Origin of the sequence: Enemella evansiae (assembly GCF_002250705.1) — a bacterium.
Lineage (GTDB): Bacteria > Actinomycetota > Actinomycetes > Propionibacteriales > Propionibacteriaceae > Enemella > Enemella evansiae.
In genome coordinates this window covers 1-16,766 of record NZ_NMVP01000033.1, presented here as the reverse complement: position 1 = coordinate 16,766, position 16,766 = coordinate 1, and the positions used below count along the sequence as shown (strand labels likewise).

Sequence of the window (16,766 nt, the reverse complement as noted above, 5' to 3'; positions counted from 1 at the left end):
GGTGGCGACCGACGACGATGCCGGGGAGGACACCCCGACACCGCAGTGGCAGACCTATCCCCGCTCGGGCGCCGAGAGCAGCGAGGCGGGGCCGCAGGATCCCGATCCGCCGGAAGTCCTGCTGCAGAAGGCCGAACAGCGCGCCCGTGAGGCCGAGGCCCGTGCCAAGGAGGCCGAGGAGAAGGTACACCGGGCCGAGGCCGAAGCCGACCGCGAGGCCCGGCTCGCCCGCTATCAGGGCGCCCAGGAGGAACGGGAGCGGGATGCCCGCCTCCGCGCGAACCGGAAGACGTGGGAGCGAGAGCGGCGCGCGAAGCAGCGGCGGAACAGGTTCAACCGGGTCAAGCAGGCCGACGCCGAGCAGTTCCGCGGGATGGCGCGCGGGTTCAGGCGGGCACGGATCGTCGCCGGATGGCTGGTTCTGGCCGCGATCGCGGTGGTTGCGGGGCTGGCCCTCATCGGCGTCGACGGCAGCTCGTCCTCCCGCGGTGGACGCTTCGAACGACCACCCACCCCCACACCGCAGGCGACCGAACAGGCGCTGCGGCCCGGACGCTCGATGACGGTGGTGACCGGTGGCTCCCGCACCGTCTACACCGCCGACGGCACCGGCCGATTGCTGGCCGGGCCCGCGTCCCGGAGCAATGCCTGGCAGATCGGGATGGCCGACCTGCGCAGCGAGGAGTTGCGCTGGAATGCCGCGGTGGTGCCCGGTGTCGGCGTCAGCGGCTACAACGGCGGCGCGACCAGCCTGAACGAGCGCTATCTGATCGAACCCGGCCGGCTGGTCCAGGGCCCGGAGACCCGTGGCTGGTCGCTGCTCGAGCTCGACACCGGCACCGTGACCCGCACCGCTCCGGTCACCCCGTCGGGCACCGAACGCGGTTCCGACGACGACACCTACGCCGCGCTGTCCGGTGCGCAGCTCATCGTGGCCACCCGCAAGGACTATGGGTGGCCCGGTGGCTGCCAGCTGTACGAGGTGGCGGCGTACCCGGATCCGGCCAGCACCCAGACGCGGTGGACCACCGAGATCGCGGTGCAGAACAGCCTGAACATCGCGACCCGCACCGAATCCGGGCTGCTCTGGATCACCTCGGACACGCCGACCTCCAGCGGTTTCGGACCGGGCCCGATGCCGGATCTGTTCGATGTGGCCATCGACCCGGCGACCGGGCGACCGCCGGCCTGGTATCAGCCACCTCAGGACTGCGGCGAGGGCGTCGTCGGCTATCTGCCGGTCGACGGCGGGCACGTGCTGCGGGTGAGCGAACCAGAGGGCACCGACAGCGAGGAACGCTGGCGCGACCGCAGGTATCAGCTGCTGGACGCCACCGGACGCGAGCTGTGGACGAGCAAGAAGCCGCTGACCGTCTTCGACGGACAGATCTTCCAGCTGAGCGCCCCGAACTCCTACACCGACTATGTGGCCGCCGATGCCCGGTTGCTGGACCTGCGCACCGGGAAACCGATCTGGCAGGAGGCGGTGCCCGGTTACCCGATCGGGATCGCCGGGGACCAGCTGCTGCTCAAGGGATATCCGGGGATCACCGTGGCCGCGCGCGCCGACGGCGCGGTCCGCTCCACCCAGGCCGTGGGTCGCGACGGCTCCGCGGTGACCCTCGGCGACACCTATTACATCGCCGCCTCGCGATCGGGAGAGACCGCGGTCAGTGCGTACGCCGTCGCCGACGGCCGGCCGCTGTGGACCCAGCTCTACCCGCTGGATGAGGCCCAACTGATCACCAGCGGTGACCAGCTCGCCCTCGTCAGCCGGGCCAGCGGCACCATCCTGCCGCTCAAGCCGCTACCCTGACCCGATGCCCCAGGTCGAAGCGGACGTGGTCGTCGACGTCAGCCCCGAGATCGCCTTCGCCGTCTCCCAGACCACCGGGGAGACCCGGCTGCGCTGGGATCCGTTCATCCGCCGACAACGGTTCCTGGGCGGCGCGCAGACCGCCGGCAAGGGCGTCCGGACCCTGACCATCTCCCGGCACGGGCTGTCGATGATCAGCGAATACGTGTCCTATCAACCACCGCGGAACGTGGGGATGACGATGCGCCGCGGGCCCTGGTTCTTCCGCACCTTCGGCGGCGGCTGGCGGTTCACCCCGACCGAGGACGGCCGCACGCGGGCGGTGTGGAAATACACCTTCACCGTCCGGCCGGACTGGCTGCGCCCGATCGCCGAACCGATCGGGATCCGGTTGCTGGGCAGCGACATCCGGCGCCGCATCGACGCCTTCGCCCGGGCCTGCGCCGATCCGGAGATCGTCGCCGCGGCGACCGAGGGGCCGGGCTGATCACCCACGTCCCCCGGCGGGTTCATCTCGACACGCCGACCATTGCTCCGCTTCGCTGCGCATGGTCGGCTACTCGATGAACGTGGGTGGGACGCTCAGCTGAGGCGTACGCCCTCGGCGACCAGCTCGAAGCGGTGGCCGGCGGAGAAGTCCTGCTCGCCGATGAAGGTGGCGGCGATCTGACCGGTCCAGGTGAGGTCGTAGGTGTAGGAGCCGACCCGGGTGAACCGGATCCGGTGATCCCCGCTGAGGTCCTGACCGAGCACGTAGCAGCCGAAGGCGAGCTCCTCGGCGGCCTCGTCGAGGGAGACCTTCGAGGTCGGGTCGGCGGTCAGCTCCAGCTGGTCCAGCATCGTCTCGCGGAACTTGTCGGCGGCCACCGGCAGTTTCACCCCGGCGTTGTCCCACTTGGTGGAGGAGAGGATCGCCGAGGTGTAGCGCTGCCAGACCTCCGGCTGCTGCCAGGGCGTGGCTCCGTCCCCGGCAACCGGTTGCACCCCGGGATTCTCGGCGTCGTAGTCCTGGGTCTCGGCGTGCAGATGCAGCCGCAGCGCGCCCTCGTCATCGCCGCGGACGGTCAGCTCGATCCGATCCAGGGCATGCCCGCCGGGCCAGGGGCTGTCGGCAAAGGTGATCCGGCCGTGAGTCATGGCGGCACTCTACCGGTGGCCTCAGCCGCCGCCGGGTACGCCCCGGATCGGCCCCATGAAGCGCGCCTCCAGCCGGCGTTCCAGGGCGTACGCCCGCCGCGCGGCCCGCCGCAGGGTGGGCGCGGCCCGGGTCTTCAGCGTCTTCCGCCCGCCCGGCAGATCGAGCTCACCGAGGCGTACCGCGGGGAAGAAGCGGGCCTCCGCCGCGCCGTACCGCTCCAGCCAGTCGACGACGGCGGCCCGCCGGTGGGAGAGCACCTCGGGCTGCATCACGAAACCGACCGCCTCGACCAGCCCGGTCAGCTGGCCGATGTCCAACCGCGGCGGCTCGGTCGCGGTGGGCAGCAGCGAGTCGATGATCACCAGCGGGATCCGATTGCTGTTCTGATAGGGCTTGAGCCGCTGCAGCAGGGCCGCGGTACCGACCCGCAGGGCCGGCAGGTCGAAGAAGCTGCTGGCGGTGACCAGCGCGGTGGAGAAGCAGCCGACGACCAGCTCGACGGGGCTGCGCCGGTAGACGATCTCGGCGAGCACCGGTTCGGTGAACACCTCGACGGTGACGCCGAGTTCGGCGGCCCGGGCCAGCATCGGCCCGGCGAGTTCGGCCGGTGCGGTCGGATGCGGCTTGAACACGATCGAGGAGAATCCCTTGGCCACTGCGGATTCCAGCATCTCGGTGTGCAGCCGTTCCTCCTCGGTGGCGCTGATCAGACCGAGCGGGGTCAGGTACTGCCCGAGCAGCAGCGCATAGGGTTCGGTGGTCGCCGGCAGCGGGGCGCCCGCGGCCAGTTCGGCGAGCACCGCGGTGAACGCGGCGGTGTCGATCACCTCACGGCGGATCGGGAACTCATCGAGCAGCAGCGGGGTGAGCCCGGGTACCAGGTCCAGGTGCAGCAGCCGTTCGATCCGGGAACCGATCTCCGAGAGGATCTTGTTGCGGGTCGGGCCATAGCTCATCAGGCCGTCGGCGTAGACGTCGATGGAGGCCTGCGGGAAGCACCAGCACAGCGCCTGGGCGGGGGAGACCTGGATCGACTCCACGACCAGCTGCACCGGCTCGTCACCGAGTGCCCAGAGGCCGCGGAAATACCTTTCCCACAAAGGCATCTCGGCCTCGGTCGGGGTCCAGGCGCTGGGGTGCAGCGGCTCGATGGCCGCGTTGTAGGAGACCACCTCGGTGAACGGCTCGGCCAGCCGGGCGAAGGAGGGGGACTCGGTCAGCTCGGCGACCGCCTCGGGGGTGGCGGCATTGTTGCTGGTGACCAGGATCCGGCGGCCGTTGCTGTCCGCATCGAACAGCCCGGCACTGATCGCCGCGTTCAGCGTGGCCAGCCCGTAGAGCGTCGACGCCTCGAAGATCTGCGTTCTTCCGCTCCTCGAGTAGGCCGTCGGCTCTGTCTGCCCGCTCCTCGAGTAGGCCGCTTGCGGCCGTGTCGAGAGGTGCGGTGAGGTGTCCATCAATTGCCTCCTGCGTGGGCCATCAGCCGGGTGATCCGGCCGCGGCGGTCGGGGGTCATCGCGGCCAGGGTCTCGGCCATCGGTTCGGCGGGGGCCGCGGCGAGCGCGCTGCCGAGCAGGGTGGTGAAGGTGCGGCGCACCTCGGGGGTGAACCGGTCCAGGTTCGCCAGATGGTGCAGGGTCAGCTCGCACCAGCGGCGCAATGCCTTCGGCAGGAATCGCTCGGCCTCCGGGTCGGCCTGCACGGTCTCCACCACCAATTGCATCGAGCGGACGAAGTCGAGCTGGGTCGAGGTCGCCACCCGGGACAGCGATCCGGGCAGATCGCGGCGATAGTGCAACCCGACCACGTCCGGTACCGAGAAGGCCTCGACACCCAGCTGCAACCGCCAGATCCAGGGCCGGTCCTCGGCGGTCCGCAGATCGTCGAAACGCAGCAATCCCTGCTCGGCAAGGGATCGGTGATAGATGCCGGCCCAGGCGTACGGGTGATCGATCGCGGTCGGCTGGTCGACCGGCAGGATCGCCTCCCGCGGGCTGCCGATCCGCCCCTGTCGGAACCCGGTCGGGATCCGGCGCACGGTGCGCCGCCGGCCTTCGACGACGATGTGGTCGGTGCGCAGCATCGGTACGCCGAGGGCGGTGATCGCATCCAGCAGCGCCGAGAAATAGCCACCGGACACGAAATCGTCACCGTCGAGGAAGGTCAGATGATCGGTCTCCGCCAGCTCCATGCCGAGATTGCGTACCCCCGACAGGCCGAGATTCTGCTCGATGCGATGCAACCGGGCACCCGGGACCCGGTGCAGCCCGGCGGCCAGCGCGTCGGCGGTGTGATCGGTGGAGGCGTCGTCGATGAACAGATAGCTGACCCGCTCGTCGCCGGCCCGGCGCAGCGCCGCGAGCGTGGTCGGCACCATCGCTTCAAGGTTGTGGAACGGCATGATCACCGTCAGTCCGGCGCTCATCCGCGTCCCCCCACGAGGGATGCGGTCCGCCGCAGGCCCTCGATCGCCTGCCGCTTGGATTCCGGCATCGCCCGGACCACCCGCTGCAGCTCGGGCTGATCGGCGGTGTCGAGCAGCGCACCGGCCTCCCGGGCGAACCGCAGCCGCAGTCGCGGGGTGAGTCGGGCGCGGTGCTCCCAGTGCCAGGCGAACAGCCCGGCCCAGGTCTTCCACACCTTCGGCAGGAACTTCTCCGCGTCGCGGTCGGCGAGCACCAGCTGCTGCACCTGCCGCATCGACTCGGTGATGTCGAGCTGCCGGTCGTCACCGGTCTGGGTGAGCGAGGTGCTCAACCCGAGCCGATAGTGCAGGCCGACGGTGCGGGCGACGGTGAACTCCGGTACCCGCAGGTGCAGCGACCAGATGGTCGGACGGTCCTCGGCGGTGCGCAGTTCGGTCGGGAAATAGAGGGTGCCGTCGTCGACCAGGCCCCGGTGATAGACCCCCGACCAGGAGTGCGCGAAGTCCACCGAACTCGTCCGCGCCGAGAGGATCGACTCGCGCGGTACGCCGATCCGGCCGGCCCGGTTGATGTCGGGGATCCGGGTCAGGATCCGCTGCTTGCCGCGGCTGGCGACATGGTCCACCCGCACCCAGTCGACACCGGCGGCGAGCACCTCGTCGAACAGTCGCGGGAAGTAGTTGCGGGCCACCCAGTCGTCGCCGTCGAGGAAGGTGACCCAGTCGGTCTCCAGGCGTTCCAGGGCCGTCATCCGGGCGGCGGCCACGCCGACGTTCCGCGGCAGGGCGAGCAGCTCGGTGTTCGGCGTACGCCGGGCCGCGGCGGCGAGCCGCTCGGGGGTGTCGTCGCCGGAGCCGTCGTCGACGAGCAGGAACCGGATCCGGTCGTCGACCGAGGTCCGCAGGCTGCGTACGCAGTCCTCGACCATCGCCCCCAACCGATGGGCGGTCACGACGACCGTGAGGCTCCGATCCGGCGAGGGCATGGGGGCCACTCTTGCACACGATCCGTCAGCGCGCGGCTCGCCGACTCGCCCGCTCGGGACACTCACCCCGGGCGTGTAGCGTTGCCCACTGCAGAACCCCGGCGAGCAGAGCAGAGGATTCACCATGGCCAGCAGCAGTGCAGGACCCGTTCGGACCATCGGCGACCGGCCGGTCGGCGCCGGGCACCCCGCCTACGTCACCGGCGAGATCGGCATCAACCACAACGGCGATGTCGAGAACGCGCTGAAGCTGATCGACGCCGCGGTCGCCGCCGGCTGCGATGCGGTCAAGTTCCAGAAGCGCACCCCGGAGATCTGCACCCCGCGCGACCAGTGGGACATCGAGCGGGACACCCCGTGGGGCCGGATGACCTACATCGACTACCGGCATCGGGTGGAGTTCGACAAGGACGACTACGCCCGGATCGACGCCTACTGCAAGGAGAAGGGCATCGCCTGGTTCGCCTCCCCGTGGGACACCGAGGCGATCGACTTCCTGGAGGAGTTCGACGTGCCGGCGTACAAGGTCGCCTCCGCCTCGCTCACCGATGACGAACTGCTCACCAAGCTGCGCGAGACCGGGCGCACGGTGATCCTCTCCACCGGGATGTCCACCCCCGAGCAGATCGCGCACGCGGTCGAGGTGCTCGGCACCGACAACCTGATCATCTGCCACGCCACCTCCACCTACCCCGCCAAGACGGAGGAGCTGAACCTGCGGGTGATCAACACGCTGCAGGAGCAGTACCAGGTGCCGATCGGCTACTCCGGCCACGAGACCGGGCTGCAGACCACCGTCGCCGCGGTCACCCTGGGCGCGGCGTTCGTCGAGCGGCACATCACCCTGGACCGCACCATGTGGGGCTCCGACCAGGCCGCCTCGGTCGAACCGCAGGGCCTGGAGCGGCTGGTCCGCGACATCCGGGTCGTCGAGACCGCCCTCGGCGACGGGGTGAAGAAGGTCTACGACTCCGAGCTCGGCCCGATGAAGAAGCTCCGCCGGGTGCAGTGAGCCGCATCCTCGGGCTGGTGGAGTCACCGGCCCAGTTGCTGAATGCGCTCGAATGGGCGTACGCCGCCGGGGTGCGGGAGACCGCGCGGCTGGTGATCGCCGGGCCGACGGATCCGACCACCCGGTTGCAACTGCACCGGCTCGCCGAGCTGGCGCGCGCCGACGGGTTCTCGGTCGCCTGGTCGGAGGTCCGGGGGAGTGCCACGCAGCGGGCCCGGGCGCTTGCCGCGCTGGCCGGGTTGGTCCGCGACGCCGACACCCTGGTGCTCGGTGATCCGTATTCGGGGATCGCGCACCTGCTGTTGAACTCCACCCGGTTCACCCGTGGCGAGCCGCGGATCGTGGTCGTCGACGACGGCACCGCGACCCTGCACTACGAGCAGCAGTGGGTGAGCGCGGAGCCCCTGCAGCGTTGGCATCTGGAGGGTCGCTCGCACCTGGCGCGTCTGGTCGGCGGCCGGGCCCACCAGTTGCTGGGCCGCGGCTCGGAAGCCGTCGAACTGTTCACCGCGATGCCGATCCGGACCCGCATCCCCGCGGTCCGCAACAGCTACGCCTGGACCCGCGAGCGGTTCGGTCCGCCCGAGGTGCTCGACGGGATCGACCTGCTCGGCTCCTCCCTCGCCGAGACCGGCACGATCGCCGAGCCCGCCTACCTGGCCGGGGTGCGCCGGCTGGTCAGCGCGCACGGCCTGCGCCGCTACCTCCCGCACCGCAAGGAATCCGCCGCCAAGCTCGCCGCCATCGCCGCGATGGGGGTCGAGATCGTCCGCCCCGATCTCCCGGTCGAGGTGTACGCCCGGCGCGGCCCGGTCGCTCGGGAGCTGTGGTCCTTTCCCTCCACGGTGCTGCACACCCTGCCGATCGTGCTCGCCGATACCGGGGTGGGCGTGCGGCCGCTGGCGGTCGCCGAGGACTGGTTCAGTGCCGAGGCCGACCAGGTGGCCCGCGGCTTCATCGCCGGGATCTGACGGCGCAGCGGCGCCACGTCGAAGCCACAAGGTCCAGAATGTGTCACGCGTTCTCGGGCGTTGCGCGCAGACCCGCATGAACACTGGGATCCAACTCCGGCGCCCGCGCACGCGTGGCACATTCTGGACCTTGAGCCCCGGGTCCCTCGTGCCTCGCGCACTCAGAGGGGCTCAGGAGCGCATCGAGTCGGGGACCTCGAGGGCGATCACCCTGCCGGTGGCGACGGTTTCGCCCTCGGCGGTCATCGTCAGCTCGACGGTGACCTTGCGGCCCTTCATCTCGGCGACCCGGCCACGGACCACCAGCGGCGGGCCCAGCGGGGTGGGTCGCTGGTAGCGGACCTCGAGCGTGCCGGTGACGAACCGGACCGCCTCCGAACCGGTCTCGCCCACCAGTTCGATGCCCTGCTCCCGGGTCGCCGCCAGCGACGCCGAGCCGGTGCCGGAGCAGTCGAGCACCGAGGCCACCAGGCCGCCGTAGACGTAACCCGGCATCGCGGTGTGCTCCGGGCGCGGGGTGAACACCGTCTCGGTCTCGCCCGAGCCGTCATCGGCCCAGCGGGTCTTCAACTGCAGCCCGGCGGGGTTGTTGCGGCCGCACCCGTAGCAGGCGGCGGCATCGGCGGGGTAGTGGTCCTGGATGGCGACAGTGCTCATGGACAGATCGTAGGGCCGGCGCCACGCACCCGGGACAGGCACGATCATGCCGATCATCCGAGCGGGTAACGCGGCGGCGAGGGCGATGCGGGGCGATCGGCATGATCATGCCGATTTGGCTTGCCAGAAGGGGTCAGGTTGGACAGAATGGTGTGAAACGGCACGATCATGCCGATTGGAGACGAATGGAAGCCACTGACGTAGCCAACTCCTTCCGGGAGCGCCGCAGGGAACTGGGGCTGAACCAGGCCGAGGCAGCCGAGCTCGCGGGCGTTTCCGAACGTTTCCTGCGCAGCCTGGAGGCCGGGAAACCGACCGTACGCCTGGACAAGGTGCTGCAGGTAGCGACGACGCTGGGGCTGACCGTCGAGGTGCGGGTGCGCGATGGCGAACACTGAGCTCGCCGACCGGGATCCCCGCGCGGTCGACCGGGCGGTGGTCCGGAAGGGCGGCGTGCCCGCTGCCACGCTGACCAGCGACCCGTCACGGTCAACGAGAACTACTTCCTGGGCCTGGCCCGCCGGCTACGGATCCCGGTCAGCCGGACCGAACTGATCCATGACAAGCATGGTCGCGCAGGTCTCGTCGTGGAACGCTTCGACCGCATCAGGCAGGGTGAAGACGTGGTCTCACTCGCCGTCGAGGACGCCTGCCAACTGTTGGATCTCTACCCGGCCGACAAGTACGCGGTCGGCAGCGAGGAGGTCACCCTGGCCGCGGCCGAGGTGTGCGCCGCCCGCCCGGTCGCCGCCCGAGCTGCGCTGACCCAGTTCGCGTTCGCCTGGCTCACCGGGAACGGTGACCTGCACGCCAAGAACCTTTCGGTGTTGCGGCAGCCGACCGGGGAGTGGCGGGTCGCGCCGGTCTACGACATCCCCTCGACGATGCCCTACGGGGACCTCTGGAGCACCTCATCGAGCACCCGACGGAGCGCTCCCGCTCAACCGCAATGCCCTGCAGACCCTCACCCGCCGGCTGGCCAGGCGGCGCCGCGACCTGGAGGGGGTATCGGGCACGATGCGTCCCCCACGCCCCGTCGGCTGAGCGAGGAGCGCAGCGACGAGTCGAAGCCACCGGTCAGGGCTTGCTCATCTCGACACGAACGCCATTGCTCCGCTTCGCTCCGCATGGCGTTCTACTCGATGAGCGTGGGGTCAGGCGGTGAGCGGGCGGCTCGGGGCGCTCTCGTTCCACAGCCGGTCGTAGGCGGTCACCACATAGGTCACCGGTCCCGACGGGGCGTCGGTGTCGACCCAGGCCTGGACCCGCTGATCGGTCTGGGCGCGCACGGTGTCCACCAGATAGGTCGCATCGGCGAGCTGGTCCGCGGTCGGGGTGACCCGGCCGGGCAGCCGCCAGATCGCGTACGAGGTGGGACCGGCCGGGCCCCGGAAGTTCCAGCGCAGTTGGACCTGCTGGCCCTGCCGCCGGGCGTTCATCGCCACCGGCGCGGCGGGCGCCCGGCCGCCGAGATGGGTGATCACCGGAATGATCGCGGGCCGGCTGTAGTACTTCTCCACCATCCGGGAGGTCGCACCCCTGGCGTCGAGCCGCACATCCTTGGCGCTGAACCAGACATCGCCCTCGACCTCGGGATGGGCCTGGTTGAGCGCCAGGTGGTTCGCGAGCTCGTCCGGGTCGGTGAACGCGCCGGAGGTCACCTTGTAGGTCGCCTGCCCGATGTGGAGGGCGACGTCGGTGCCGGCCACCACGTCGGCCCACCAGGGCATGAGCTTCGCGTAGTCGGCGACCGGGAGGCCGATCTGCCAGTAGATCTGCGGGTTGATGTAGTCGACCCAGCCCTGTTTGACCCATTTCCGGGAGTCGGCGGAGATCGCGTCATAGGACTGGGTGCCGCTGGTGTCCGAGCCGAGCGGGTCGGCCGAGGCGTTGCGCCAGATGCCGAACGGACTGATGCCGAACTTCACCCAGGGCTTCTGGGCGTGGATCCGTTCGTGCATCTCCTGCACCAGGCGATTGATGTTGTCCCGGCGCCAGTCCTCGATCCGGGCGAAACCGCCGCCGTACCGGGCGAAGGTGTCGGCGTCCGGGTAGGGCGTGGTGCCGGAGGGGTAGGGATAGAAGTAGTCGTCGAAGTGCACCCCGTCGAGGTCGTAGCGGCCGACCGCGTCCAGCATCGCGTCCTCGACGAACCGGCGTACCTCGGGGATGCCGGGGTTGTAGTAGTGCTTGCCGCCGTAGGCGAAGGCCCAGTCGGGATTGACCCTCACCGGGTGGGTCGGGACCAGCTTCGCCGGATCGGTCTGCATCGAGACGCGGTAGGGGTTGAACCAGGCGTGGTACTCGAGATTTCGCTTGCGGGCCTCGGCGAGCTGGAACGCCATCGGGTCATACCCGGGGTCGCCGCCCTGGCTGCCGGTGAGGTACTGCGACCACGGTTCGTACCGGGACGGCCAGAACGCGTCGGCGGTCGGGCGCACCTGGCAGATGATCGCGTTGAGATTCAGCTCGACGGCCAGATCGAGCCAGGCCACGAACTCGTCGCGCTGCTGCTGGGCGGTCAACCCGGTCCGGCTCGGCCAGTCGATGTTCACCACCGAAGACAGCCACATCGCCCGGAACTGCCGCTTCGGCCGGTCCGGATCGGTGCCCGCGGCGTACGCCGGTGTCGAGGTGGTCACTCCGGCCCAGAAGGCGCCGCCGGCCACCGCGGCGCCGCCGGCCAGGGCGAGGACGGTTCGGCGGTTCATCACTGGGTGGCTCACGTCCGGGTCTCCTTCGACGAGGGGTGGGGGGCCAACGTTACCCGGCCGGGGTCCTCGCCGGTGCCGGCTGATGGCGAAACTCGGCTACCATGCCGGGCGTGGATTCACTGACCCTGTTGCCCGCCGTGGACGTCAAGGACGGCCAGGCCGTCCAGCTCGTACAGGGGGTCGACGGCACCGAGAAGGTGTTCGGGGACCCGCTCGCCGCAGCCCGCCGTTGGCAGGAGGCCGGGGCCGAGTGGATCCACCTGGTCGACCTGGACGCCGCCTTCGGTCGCGGCTCGAACGCCGCGGTGATCGCCGAGGTCACCAGCGCCATGGATCTCAAGGTCGAACTCTCCGGCGGCATCCGCGACGACGCCTCCCTGGAGCGGGCCCTGGCAACCGGCTGCGCGCGGGTCAACATCGGTACCGCCGCCCTGGAATCCCCCGACTGGGTCACCGAGGTGATCGACCGCCACGGCGACAAGATCGCCGTCGGTCTGGACGTCAAGGGTGACAAGCTCGCCGCCCGCGGCTGGACCTCCGAGGGTGGCGACGTCTTCGAGACCCTGGCCCGGCTCGAGGCCGCCGGCTGCGCCCGCTACGTGGTCACCGATGTGGCCAGCGATGGCATGCTGACCGGCCCCAACTACGAACTGCTCGGCGCGATCTGCGCCCGCACCAGCGCCCCCGTGGTCGCCTCCGGCGGCATCTCCAGCCTGGAGGACCTGCGCCGGCTCCGCGGCCTGGTGCCGATCGGCATCGAGGGCGCCATCATCGGAACCGCCCTCTACGTCGGCAACTTCAGCCTGGCCGACGCCCTCGAGGTTGCCCACGGCGAGCTCGATCCGGACGAGGCTCCCGACCAGGCCGACTCCGACGCCAGTCCCACGGAGCAGCAGTGAGTACCGCGGTACCGGCTCCCGCGAACCAGGGCCGGTCCGCGGCCCTGTCGGGCGAACTCCACGACGGCCCGCTGCTGGACGGCCCGATGGCCGAACTGCTGGCCGGGCAGAAGATCGTGATGACCGGGGTCACCGGCTTCATCGGCGAGCAGCTGCTCTGGAAGATCCTCACCGATCTGCCGGACACGACCGTCGGCGTACTGGTCCGCCGCAAGGGTTCCGCCTCGGCGTACGACCGGGTGGTCCAGCTGGTCAAGAAGAAGATCTTCAAAGACCTCCGGGACGCCGCCGGCGGCGCCGAGCAGCTGATCGCCGACCGGATCGAGGTGATCGAGGGCGACCTGCCGAACGTCCCCGATCTGCCGCGCGATCTCGATGTGCTGATCCACTGCGCCGGTGACGTCTCCTTCGACCCGCCCATCGACTCGGCGTTCAAGACCAACGTGCTCGGCACCAAGGCGCTGCTCGGCAAGCTGCGGGAGGCGATGTCGGACGAGAACGGCGATCTCGTGCGTACGCCCCACTATCTGCACGTGAGCACCGCCTACACCGCCGGTCGGCGCCGCGGCGCGATCCCGGAGGCCGCCCACGAGCACGACGCCGATTACGCCACCGAGACCGAGTGGGCGCTCAAGTTGGCCGAGCGGATCGAGATCGAGTCCCGCTCCCCGGAGCGGCTGACCGCGCTGCGGGAGGAGGCCGAGGCCCAGCACCGCAAGGCCGGTTACCTGACCACCGCCGCCGATACCGAGAAGCGCCGCAAGAACTGGGTGCACGAGCAGCTCGTCCAGGCCGGTACCGAGCGTGCCCGCTCGTTGGGCTGGACCGATGTCTACACCTTCGCCAAGGCGATGGGGGAGCGGATCGTCGCCGACCTGGGCCACGACATGCGGGTCTCGATCGTCCGCCCGGCGATCGTCGAATCCTCGCTGGTGCACCCCTATCCGGGGTGGATCGAGGGCTTCAAGATGGCCGAGCCGATCATCCTCGCCTACGGCAAGGGCAACCTGCCGGAGTTCCCGGCCAGCCCCGACTCGGTGATCGACATCGTGCCCTGCGACCACGTCGTCAACTGCATCCTGGCGGTCGCCGCGACCGAACCCGCGGTCGGCGAACCGGAGTTCTACCACGTCAACTCCGGCGCCCGGAATCCGCTCACCTTCCGCGACGTCTACGGCCACGTCCGCAACTACTTCACCGAGCATCCGTTCGACCGCGGCGATCGCGGGCCGACCGAGCTGCCGATCTGGAACTGGCCGGGCGCCACCCAGATCGAACGGGTGCTGTCCAGCTCCGAGGTCGCCTCCCGCTGGGCGGACCGGCTGCTCAGCTTCGCACCGCGCTCCGGGCGTACCCGCTCGATCGCCAAGTCGCTGGACAAGACCCGCGGCCGGCTCGACTTCCTGCGCCGCTATCTGACGATCTACGGCGAATACCTGCGGACCGAGCTGCACTTCGTCGACGACCACACCCTCGCCCTGCACCGCTCCCTGCACGCCGACGACGTGGACCGCTGGGCCTTCGACACCGGGGTGATCGACTGGACCCACTACATCGAGGAGGTGCACTGCCCCTCGGTGACCGCGCCGGTCCGCCGGATGGATGCGGTACGCCGCCGCCGCGGCCAGCAGTCCCGCAGCTCGACCTTCAAGGACGTCTCCCGCTCCACCGCCGACCCGGCCAGCGTGGTCGCGGTCTTCGACCTGGACGGCACCGTGATGTCGGGCAACGTGATCGAGACCTACCTGTGGGCGAAGCTGCCGGAGCTGTCGCTGGCCGGCAAGGTGTCCGAGGTCGCCTCGATGATCGGCGCCCTGCCCGATCTGCTGCGCGCCGAGCGCCGTGACCGCGGCACCTTCCTGCGCGCGGTCTACCGCCGCTATGCCGGCGCCGACCTGGCGGCGCTGAACGAGGCCGTCGACGAGCGGATCAGCGAACAGATCCTGGAACGGCTCTCACCCGATGCGATCCGCCGGATCCGCGAGCACCGCGAGGCCGGGCACACCACGGTGCTGATGACCGGTGCGATCCGACCGCTGACCCGGCCGCTGCGGCCGCTGTTCGACGTGATCGTCGCCGCCGAGCTGGCCACCGATGCCGAGGGCCGCTGCACCGGCTTCCTCACCGGCCCGCCGATGGTCGGCGAATCCCGGTCCGCCTGGCTGCGGCACTGGGCCCGGTTGAACGGTATCGACCTCGCCCAGTCCTACGCGTACGCCGACTCGCACGTCGACCTGCCGATGCTGAGCGTGGTCGGGCACCCGGTCGCGGTGAACCCCGATGTGGGGCTGATGCGTGCGGCCAACCAGAACTCGTGGTCGATCGTGGAGTGGGCGGCGATGTCGCAGACGCCGCGCTGGTCGATCCCGTCGCAGAAGGAGAAGTGATGTCCCGTCCCGGTTTCGTCCTCGAGGTGGACGACCGTACGCCGCCGCTGCTGATCGGTGAGGGGGCGGGCTGCCGGTTGGAACGGCTGCCGGTGGGCACCCGGGTCGCCTATCCCGCCGAATCCCTGCCGGGCGTACCGCATGTCGGCGAGGCGATCGACCAGGCGCTGTCCGCGCCGCTCGGGGCCGCCTCCGAGCCGGCCGCCCCGCTCGCGACCCGGTTGAAGCCCGGGATGAAGCTGGCGATCACCTTCACCGACGGGTCCCGTCCCGCGCCCTCGGCCGCCGCCCCCGACCTGCGCGGGCGGGTGCTGGAGCAGGTGCTGGAGCTGGCCGCCGCGGCCGGTGTCGACGACGTCCGGCTGGTCGCCGCCAACGGGCTGCGCCGCAAGCAGACCTCCGATGAACTGCGCGGCCTGGTCGGGGAGCGGGTGCACCGCTCGTTCGCGGTCCAGCAGCGGCTCACGGCCCACGATGCCGAGGCGCCCGACCTGGTCGAGGTGGCGCCGGGCGTACTGCTCAACAAGACGGTCGCCGAGGCCGACCTGGTCGTCAACGTGGTGCTCGTCGACTCCCCGCAGCGCACCGGCTGGGACCAGCTCGCGACCGGGCTGACCGGTACCGCGACCGCCTGGGCGCAGACCGGGCTCGGCGGTGACCCCGCGGTGCGCGCCGAGGTCGCCGGTGTGCTCGCCGACGAACTCGAGGTGTTCCAGATCGAGGTCGTTCTCGATCAGCAGCTCTTCCCACCCCAGTTGGGATTCCTGAGCCGTCGGGAGTGGGACTGGAAGGTCCGTGACCGGGTCGCCTTCCTCGGCTTCCGGCAGTTCCAGGCGATCGCCCCGCACCGGGTCCGGCGGATGTATTTCGACACCAACCCGGCGCCCTACGGGGTGCTGCAGGTGGCCGCCGGTGACGTCACCGCCGTCGGTGCCGCCAGTGCCGAACTGGTCACCCGCCAGCAGGGGGTACGCCTCGGCGAGCCCGCCGACGTGCTGCTCGCCGGCCCGGCCCCGGTCACCGAGCACAACATCGGCGCGGTGATGAACCCGCTGATCGCCGCCTGGGACACCCTGGGCCGGGCCTTCAACGCCTACACCGGCAAGCCGGCGGTCCGCGAGGGTGGCGCGATGATCCTGTTCCACCCGCTCACCCAGGCGTTCAACTCCCGCTTCCACACCGCGTCCGCGGACTTCTTCGCCGACGTGCTGCCGGCCACCACCGACACCGGGCGGATCCGCAGCGAGTTCGAGCCGAAGTTCCTCGGGGATGAGTGGTACGCCAACCTCTACCGCACCCAGAACGCCTTCCACGGCGTGCATCCGCTGCAGCTGTGGTACGCCACCCGGGCCGCGGTCGAGCACTGCGGCGACATCATCTGGGTCGGCGCCGACCGCTCCTCGGCCGAGCGGATGGGTTTCCGGGCCGCGTCCACGCTGGCCGACGCGCTGGAGATCGCCTCGGCCACCGTCGGCCGGAACCCGGCGATCACCCACCTGCACACCCCGCCGTCGATGCTGGCGGAGCTCTCGTGAGCAGCCCCGACCCGCAGCCGCGCCAGCTCGCCCGCTGGGCGCGTGGCGGTGCCCGCCGGCCGCGGCTGTGGCCCCGGCTGCGCGCCGACCTGCGCAAGGTGTCCGGGGTACGCGGGTGGGACGGGGGCCTGGGAGAGGCAGGCCTGCCCCCCGCCCGCTGGTACGAGAGCGGCTGGACGCCGCGGTTCGCCTACGAGGTTGGGAAAAAGCTCGTCGTCGAGGGCCT

At 70.5% G+C, this 16,766-nt stretch carries 15 protein-coding genes and 1 pseudogene; 10 read left to right on the top strand and 6 right to left on the bottom strand.

What is annotated here, in order from left to right; all coding sequences use genetic code 11:
- The first annotated feature begins 1 nt into the window (after position 1).
- A complete protein-coding gene (locus BI335_RS14160) occupies positions 2–1,816 on the top strand; it encodes an outer membrane protein assembly factor BamB family protein (RefSeq protein WP_094428371.1) in 1,815 nt (604 codons plus the stop codon).
- Positions 1,817–1,820: 4 nt separating this feature from the next.
- Positions 1,821–2,303 carry a type II toxin-antitoxin system RatA family toxin gene (locus BI335_RS14155; protein ID WP_094428369.1) on the top strand — a complete coding sequence of 161 codons (483 nt, stop codon included), beginning with the start codon at positions 1,821–1,823 and terminating at the stop codon, positions 2,301–2,303.
- A 95-nt stretch (positions 2,304–2,398) separates the two neighbouring features.
- On the opposite strand, the gene BI335_RS14150 is transcribed toward BI335_RS14155, so the two are convergent.
- Genes BI335_RS14150 through BI335_RS14135 form a run of 4 tightly spaced genes read right to left on the bottom strand, consistent with a single transcriptional unit; the run spans position 2,399 to position 6,365 of the window.
- Positions 2,399–2,953, bottom strand: a complete 555-nt coding sequence (locus BI335_RS14150; protein ID WP_094357053.1) for a hypothetical protein — start codon at positions 2,951–2,953, stop codon at positions 2,399–2,401.
- 21 nt (positions 2,954–2,974) lie between these two features.
- Positions 2,975–4,411, bottom strand: coding sequence for a polysialyltransferase family glycosyltransferase (locus BI335_RS14145; protein WP_208109112.1), 1,437 nt, complete (start codon positions 4,409–4,411; stop codon positions 2,975–2,977).
- Entirely contained in the window at positions 4,411–5,379 is a 969-nt protein-coding gene (locus tag BI335_RS14140; RefSeq protein ID WP_094428367.1) for a glycosyltransferase family 2 protein, read from the bottom strand. Before BI335_RS14140 ends, BI335_RS14145 begins: the two co-directional genes overlap by 1 nt.
- On the bottom strand, positions 5,376–6,365 hold the full coding sequence (locus BI335_RS14135; protein WP_166646677.1) for a glycosyltransferase family 2 protein: 990 nt from the start codon (positions 6,363–6,365) through the stop codon (positions 5,376–5,378). The genes BI335_RS14140 and BI335_RS14135 overlap by 4 nt, the downstream gene beginning before the upstream one ends.
- Before the next feature lie 124 nt (positions 6,366–6,489).
- Here BI335_RS14135 and BI335_RS14130 point away from each other — a divergent pair, with 124 nt between their 5' ends.
- The gene (locus tag BI335_RS14130) at positions 6,490–7,377 is read left to right on the top strand and encodes an N-acetylneuraminate synthase family protein (RefSeq protein WP_094357049.1); all 888 of its coding nucleotides are present in this window, start codon (positions 6,490–6,492) and stop codon (positions 7,375–7,377) included.
- On the top strand, positions 7,374–8,348 hold the full coding sequence (locus BI335_RS14125; RefSeq protein ID WP_094428364.1) for a hypothetical protein: 975 nt from the start codon (positions 7,374–7,376) through the stop codon (positions 8,346–8,348). Before BI335_RS14130 ends, BI335_RS14125 begins: the two co-directional genes overlap by 4 nt.
- Positions 8,349–8,519: 171 nt before the next feature.
- Here the strand turns inward: BI335_RS14125 and BI335_RS14120 are convergent, their stop codons facing one another.
- Entirely contained in the window at positions 8,520–9,005 is a 486-nt protein-coding gene (locus BI335_RS14120) for a PaaI family thioesterase (protein WP_094431646.1), read from the bottom strand.
- Between the two features lie 185 nt (positions 9,006–9,190).
- On the opposite strand from BI335_RS14120, the gene BI335_RS14115 reads away from it, so the two are divergent.
- Positions 9,191–9,403: a type II toxin-antitoxin system Y4mF family antitoxin gene (locus BI335_RS14115; protein ID WP_094357043.1), complete on the top strand. Its 213-nt coding sequence runs from the start codon at positions 9,191–9,193 to the stop codon at positions 9,401–9,403.
- Positions 9,404–9,511: 108 nt separating this feature from the next.
- Positions 9,512–9,844 (top strand): annotated as a pseudogene (locus tag BI335_RS22485) (HipA domain-containing protein); the annotation flags it as partial.
- 315 nt (positions 9,845–10,159) lie between these two features.
- Here BI335_RS22485 and BI335_RS14105 read toward each other — a convergent pair.
- The gene (locus tag BI335_RS14105) at positions 10,160–11,731 is read right to left on the bottom strand and encodes a glycoside hydrolase family 10 protein (RefSeq protein ID WP_229119593.1); all 1,572 of its coding nucleotides are present in this window, start codon (positions 11,729–11,731) and stop codon (positions 10,160–10,162) included.
- A gap of 89 nt (positions 11,732–11,820) precedes the next feature.
- On the opposite strand from BI335_RS14105, the gene priA reads away from it, so the two are divergent.
- The 4 genes from priA to BI335_RS14085 all read left to right on the top strand — a co-directional run.
- A complete protein-coding gene (priA, locus tag BI335_RS14100; RefSeq protein WP_094357039.1) occupies positions 11,821–12,618 on the top strand; it encodes a bifunctional 1-(5-phosphoribosyl)-5-((5-phosphoribosylamino)methylideneamino)imidazole-4-carboxamide isomerase/phosphoribosylanthranilate isomerase PriA in 798 nt (265 codons plus the stop codon).
- Positions 12,615–15,005 carry an HAD-IB family hydrolase gene (locus BI335_RS14095; protein WP_324252401.1) on the top strand — a complete coding sequence of 797 codons (2,391 nt, stop codon included), beginning with the start codon at positions 12,615–12,617 and terminating at the stop codon, positions 15,003–15,005. The genes priA and BI335_RS14095 overlap by 4 nt, the downstream gene beginning before the upstream one ends.
- A complete protein-coding gene (locus tag BI335_RS14090; RefSeq protein ID WP_094428359.1) occupies positions 15,005–16,540 on the top strand; it encodes a lactate racemase domain-containing protein in 1,536 nt (511 codons plus the stop codon). The genes BI335_RS14095 and BI335_RS14090 overlap by 1 nt, the downstream gene beginning before the upstream one ends.
- The coding region (locus BI335_RS14085; protein ID WP_229119592.1) for a hypothetical protein at positions 16,537–16,766 on the top strand (230 nt) is incomplete at its 3' end. The genes BI335_RS14090 and BI335_RS14085, both read left to right, overlap by 4 nt.

What these genes read in the sequence shown, in the direction of transcription:
- BI335_RS14155 (WP_094428369.1), top strand. Translation starts at nt 1,821, where the DNA reads ATGCCCCAGGTCGAAGCGGACGTGGTCGTCGACGTCAGCCCCGAGATC.
- BI335_RS14150 (WP_094357053.1), bottom strand. Translation starts at nt 2,953, where the DNA reads ATGACTCACGGCCGGATCACCTTTGCCGACAGCCCCTGGCCCGGCGGG.
- BI335_RS14145 (WP_208109112.1), bottom strand. Translation starts at nt 4,411, where the DNA reads ATGGACACCTCACCGCACCTCTCGACACGGCCGCAAGCGGCCTACTCG.
- BI335_RS14140 (WP_094428367.1), bottom strand. Translation starts at nt 5,379, where the DNA reads ATGAGCGCCGGACTGACGGTGATCATGCCGTTCCACAACCTTGAAGCG.
- BI335_RS14135 (WP_166646677.1), bottom strand. Translation starts at nt 6,365, where the DNA reads ATGCCCTCGCCGGATCGGAGCCTCACGGTCGTCGTGACCGCCCATCGG.
- BI335_RS14130 (WP_094357049.1), top strand. Translation starts at nt 6,490, where the DNA reads ATGGCCAGCAGCAGTGCAGGACCCGTTCGGACCATCGGCGACCGGCCG.
- BI335_RS14120 (WP_094431646.1), bottom strand. Translation starts at nt 9,005, where the DNA reads ATGAGCACTGTCGCCATCCAGGACCACTACCCCGCCGATGCCGCCGCC.
- BI335_RS14115 (WP_094357043.1), top strand. Translation starts at nt 9,191, where the DNA reads ATGGAAGCCACTGACGTAGCCAACTCCTTCCGGGAGCGCCGCAGGGAA.
- priA (WP_094357039.1), top strand. Translation starts at nt 11,821, where the DNA reads ATGCCGGGCGTGGATTCACTGACCCTGTTGCCCGCCGTGGACGTCAAG.
- BI335_RS14090 (WP_094428359.1), top strand. Translation starts at nt 15,005, where the DNA reads ATGTCCCGTCCCGGTTTCGTCCTCGAGGTGGACGACCGTACGCCGCCG.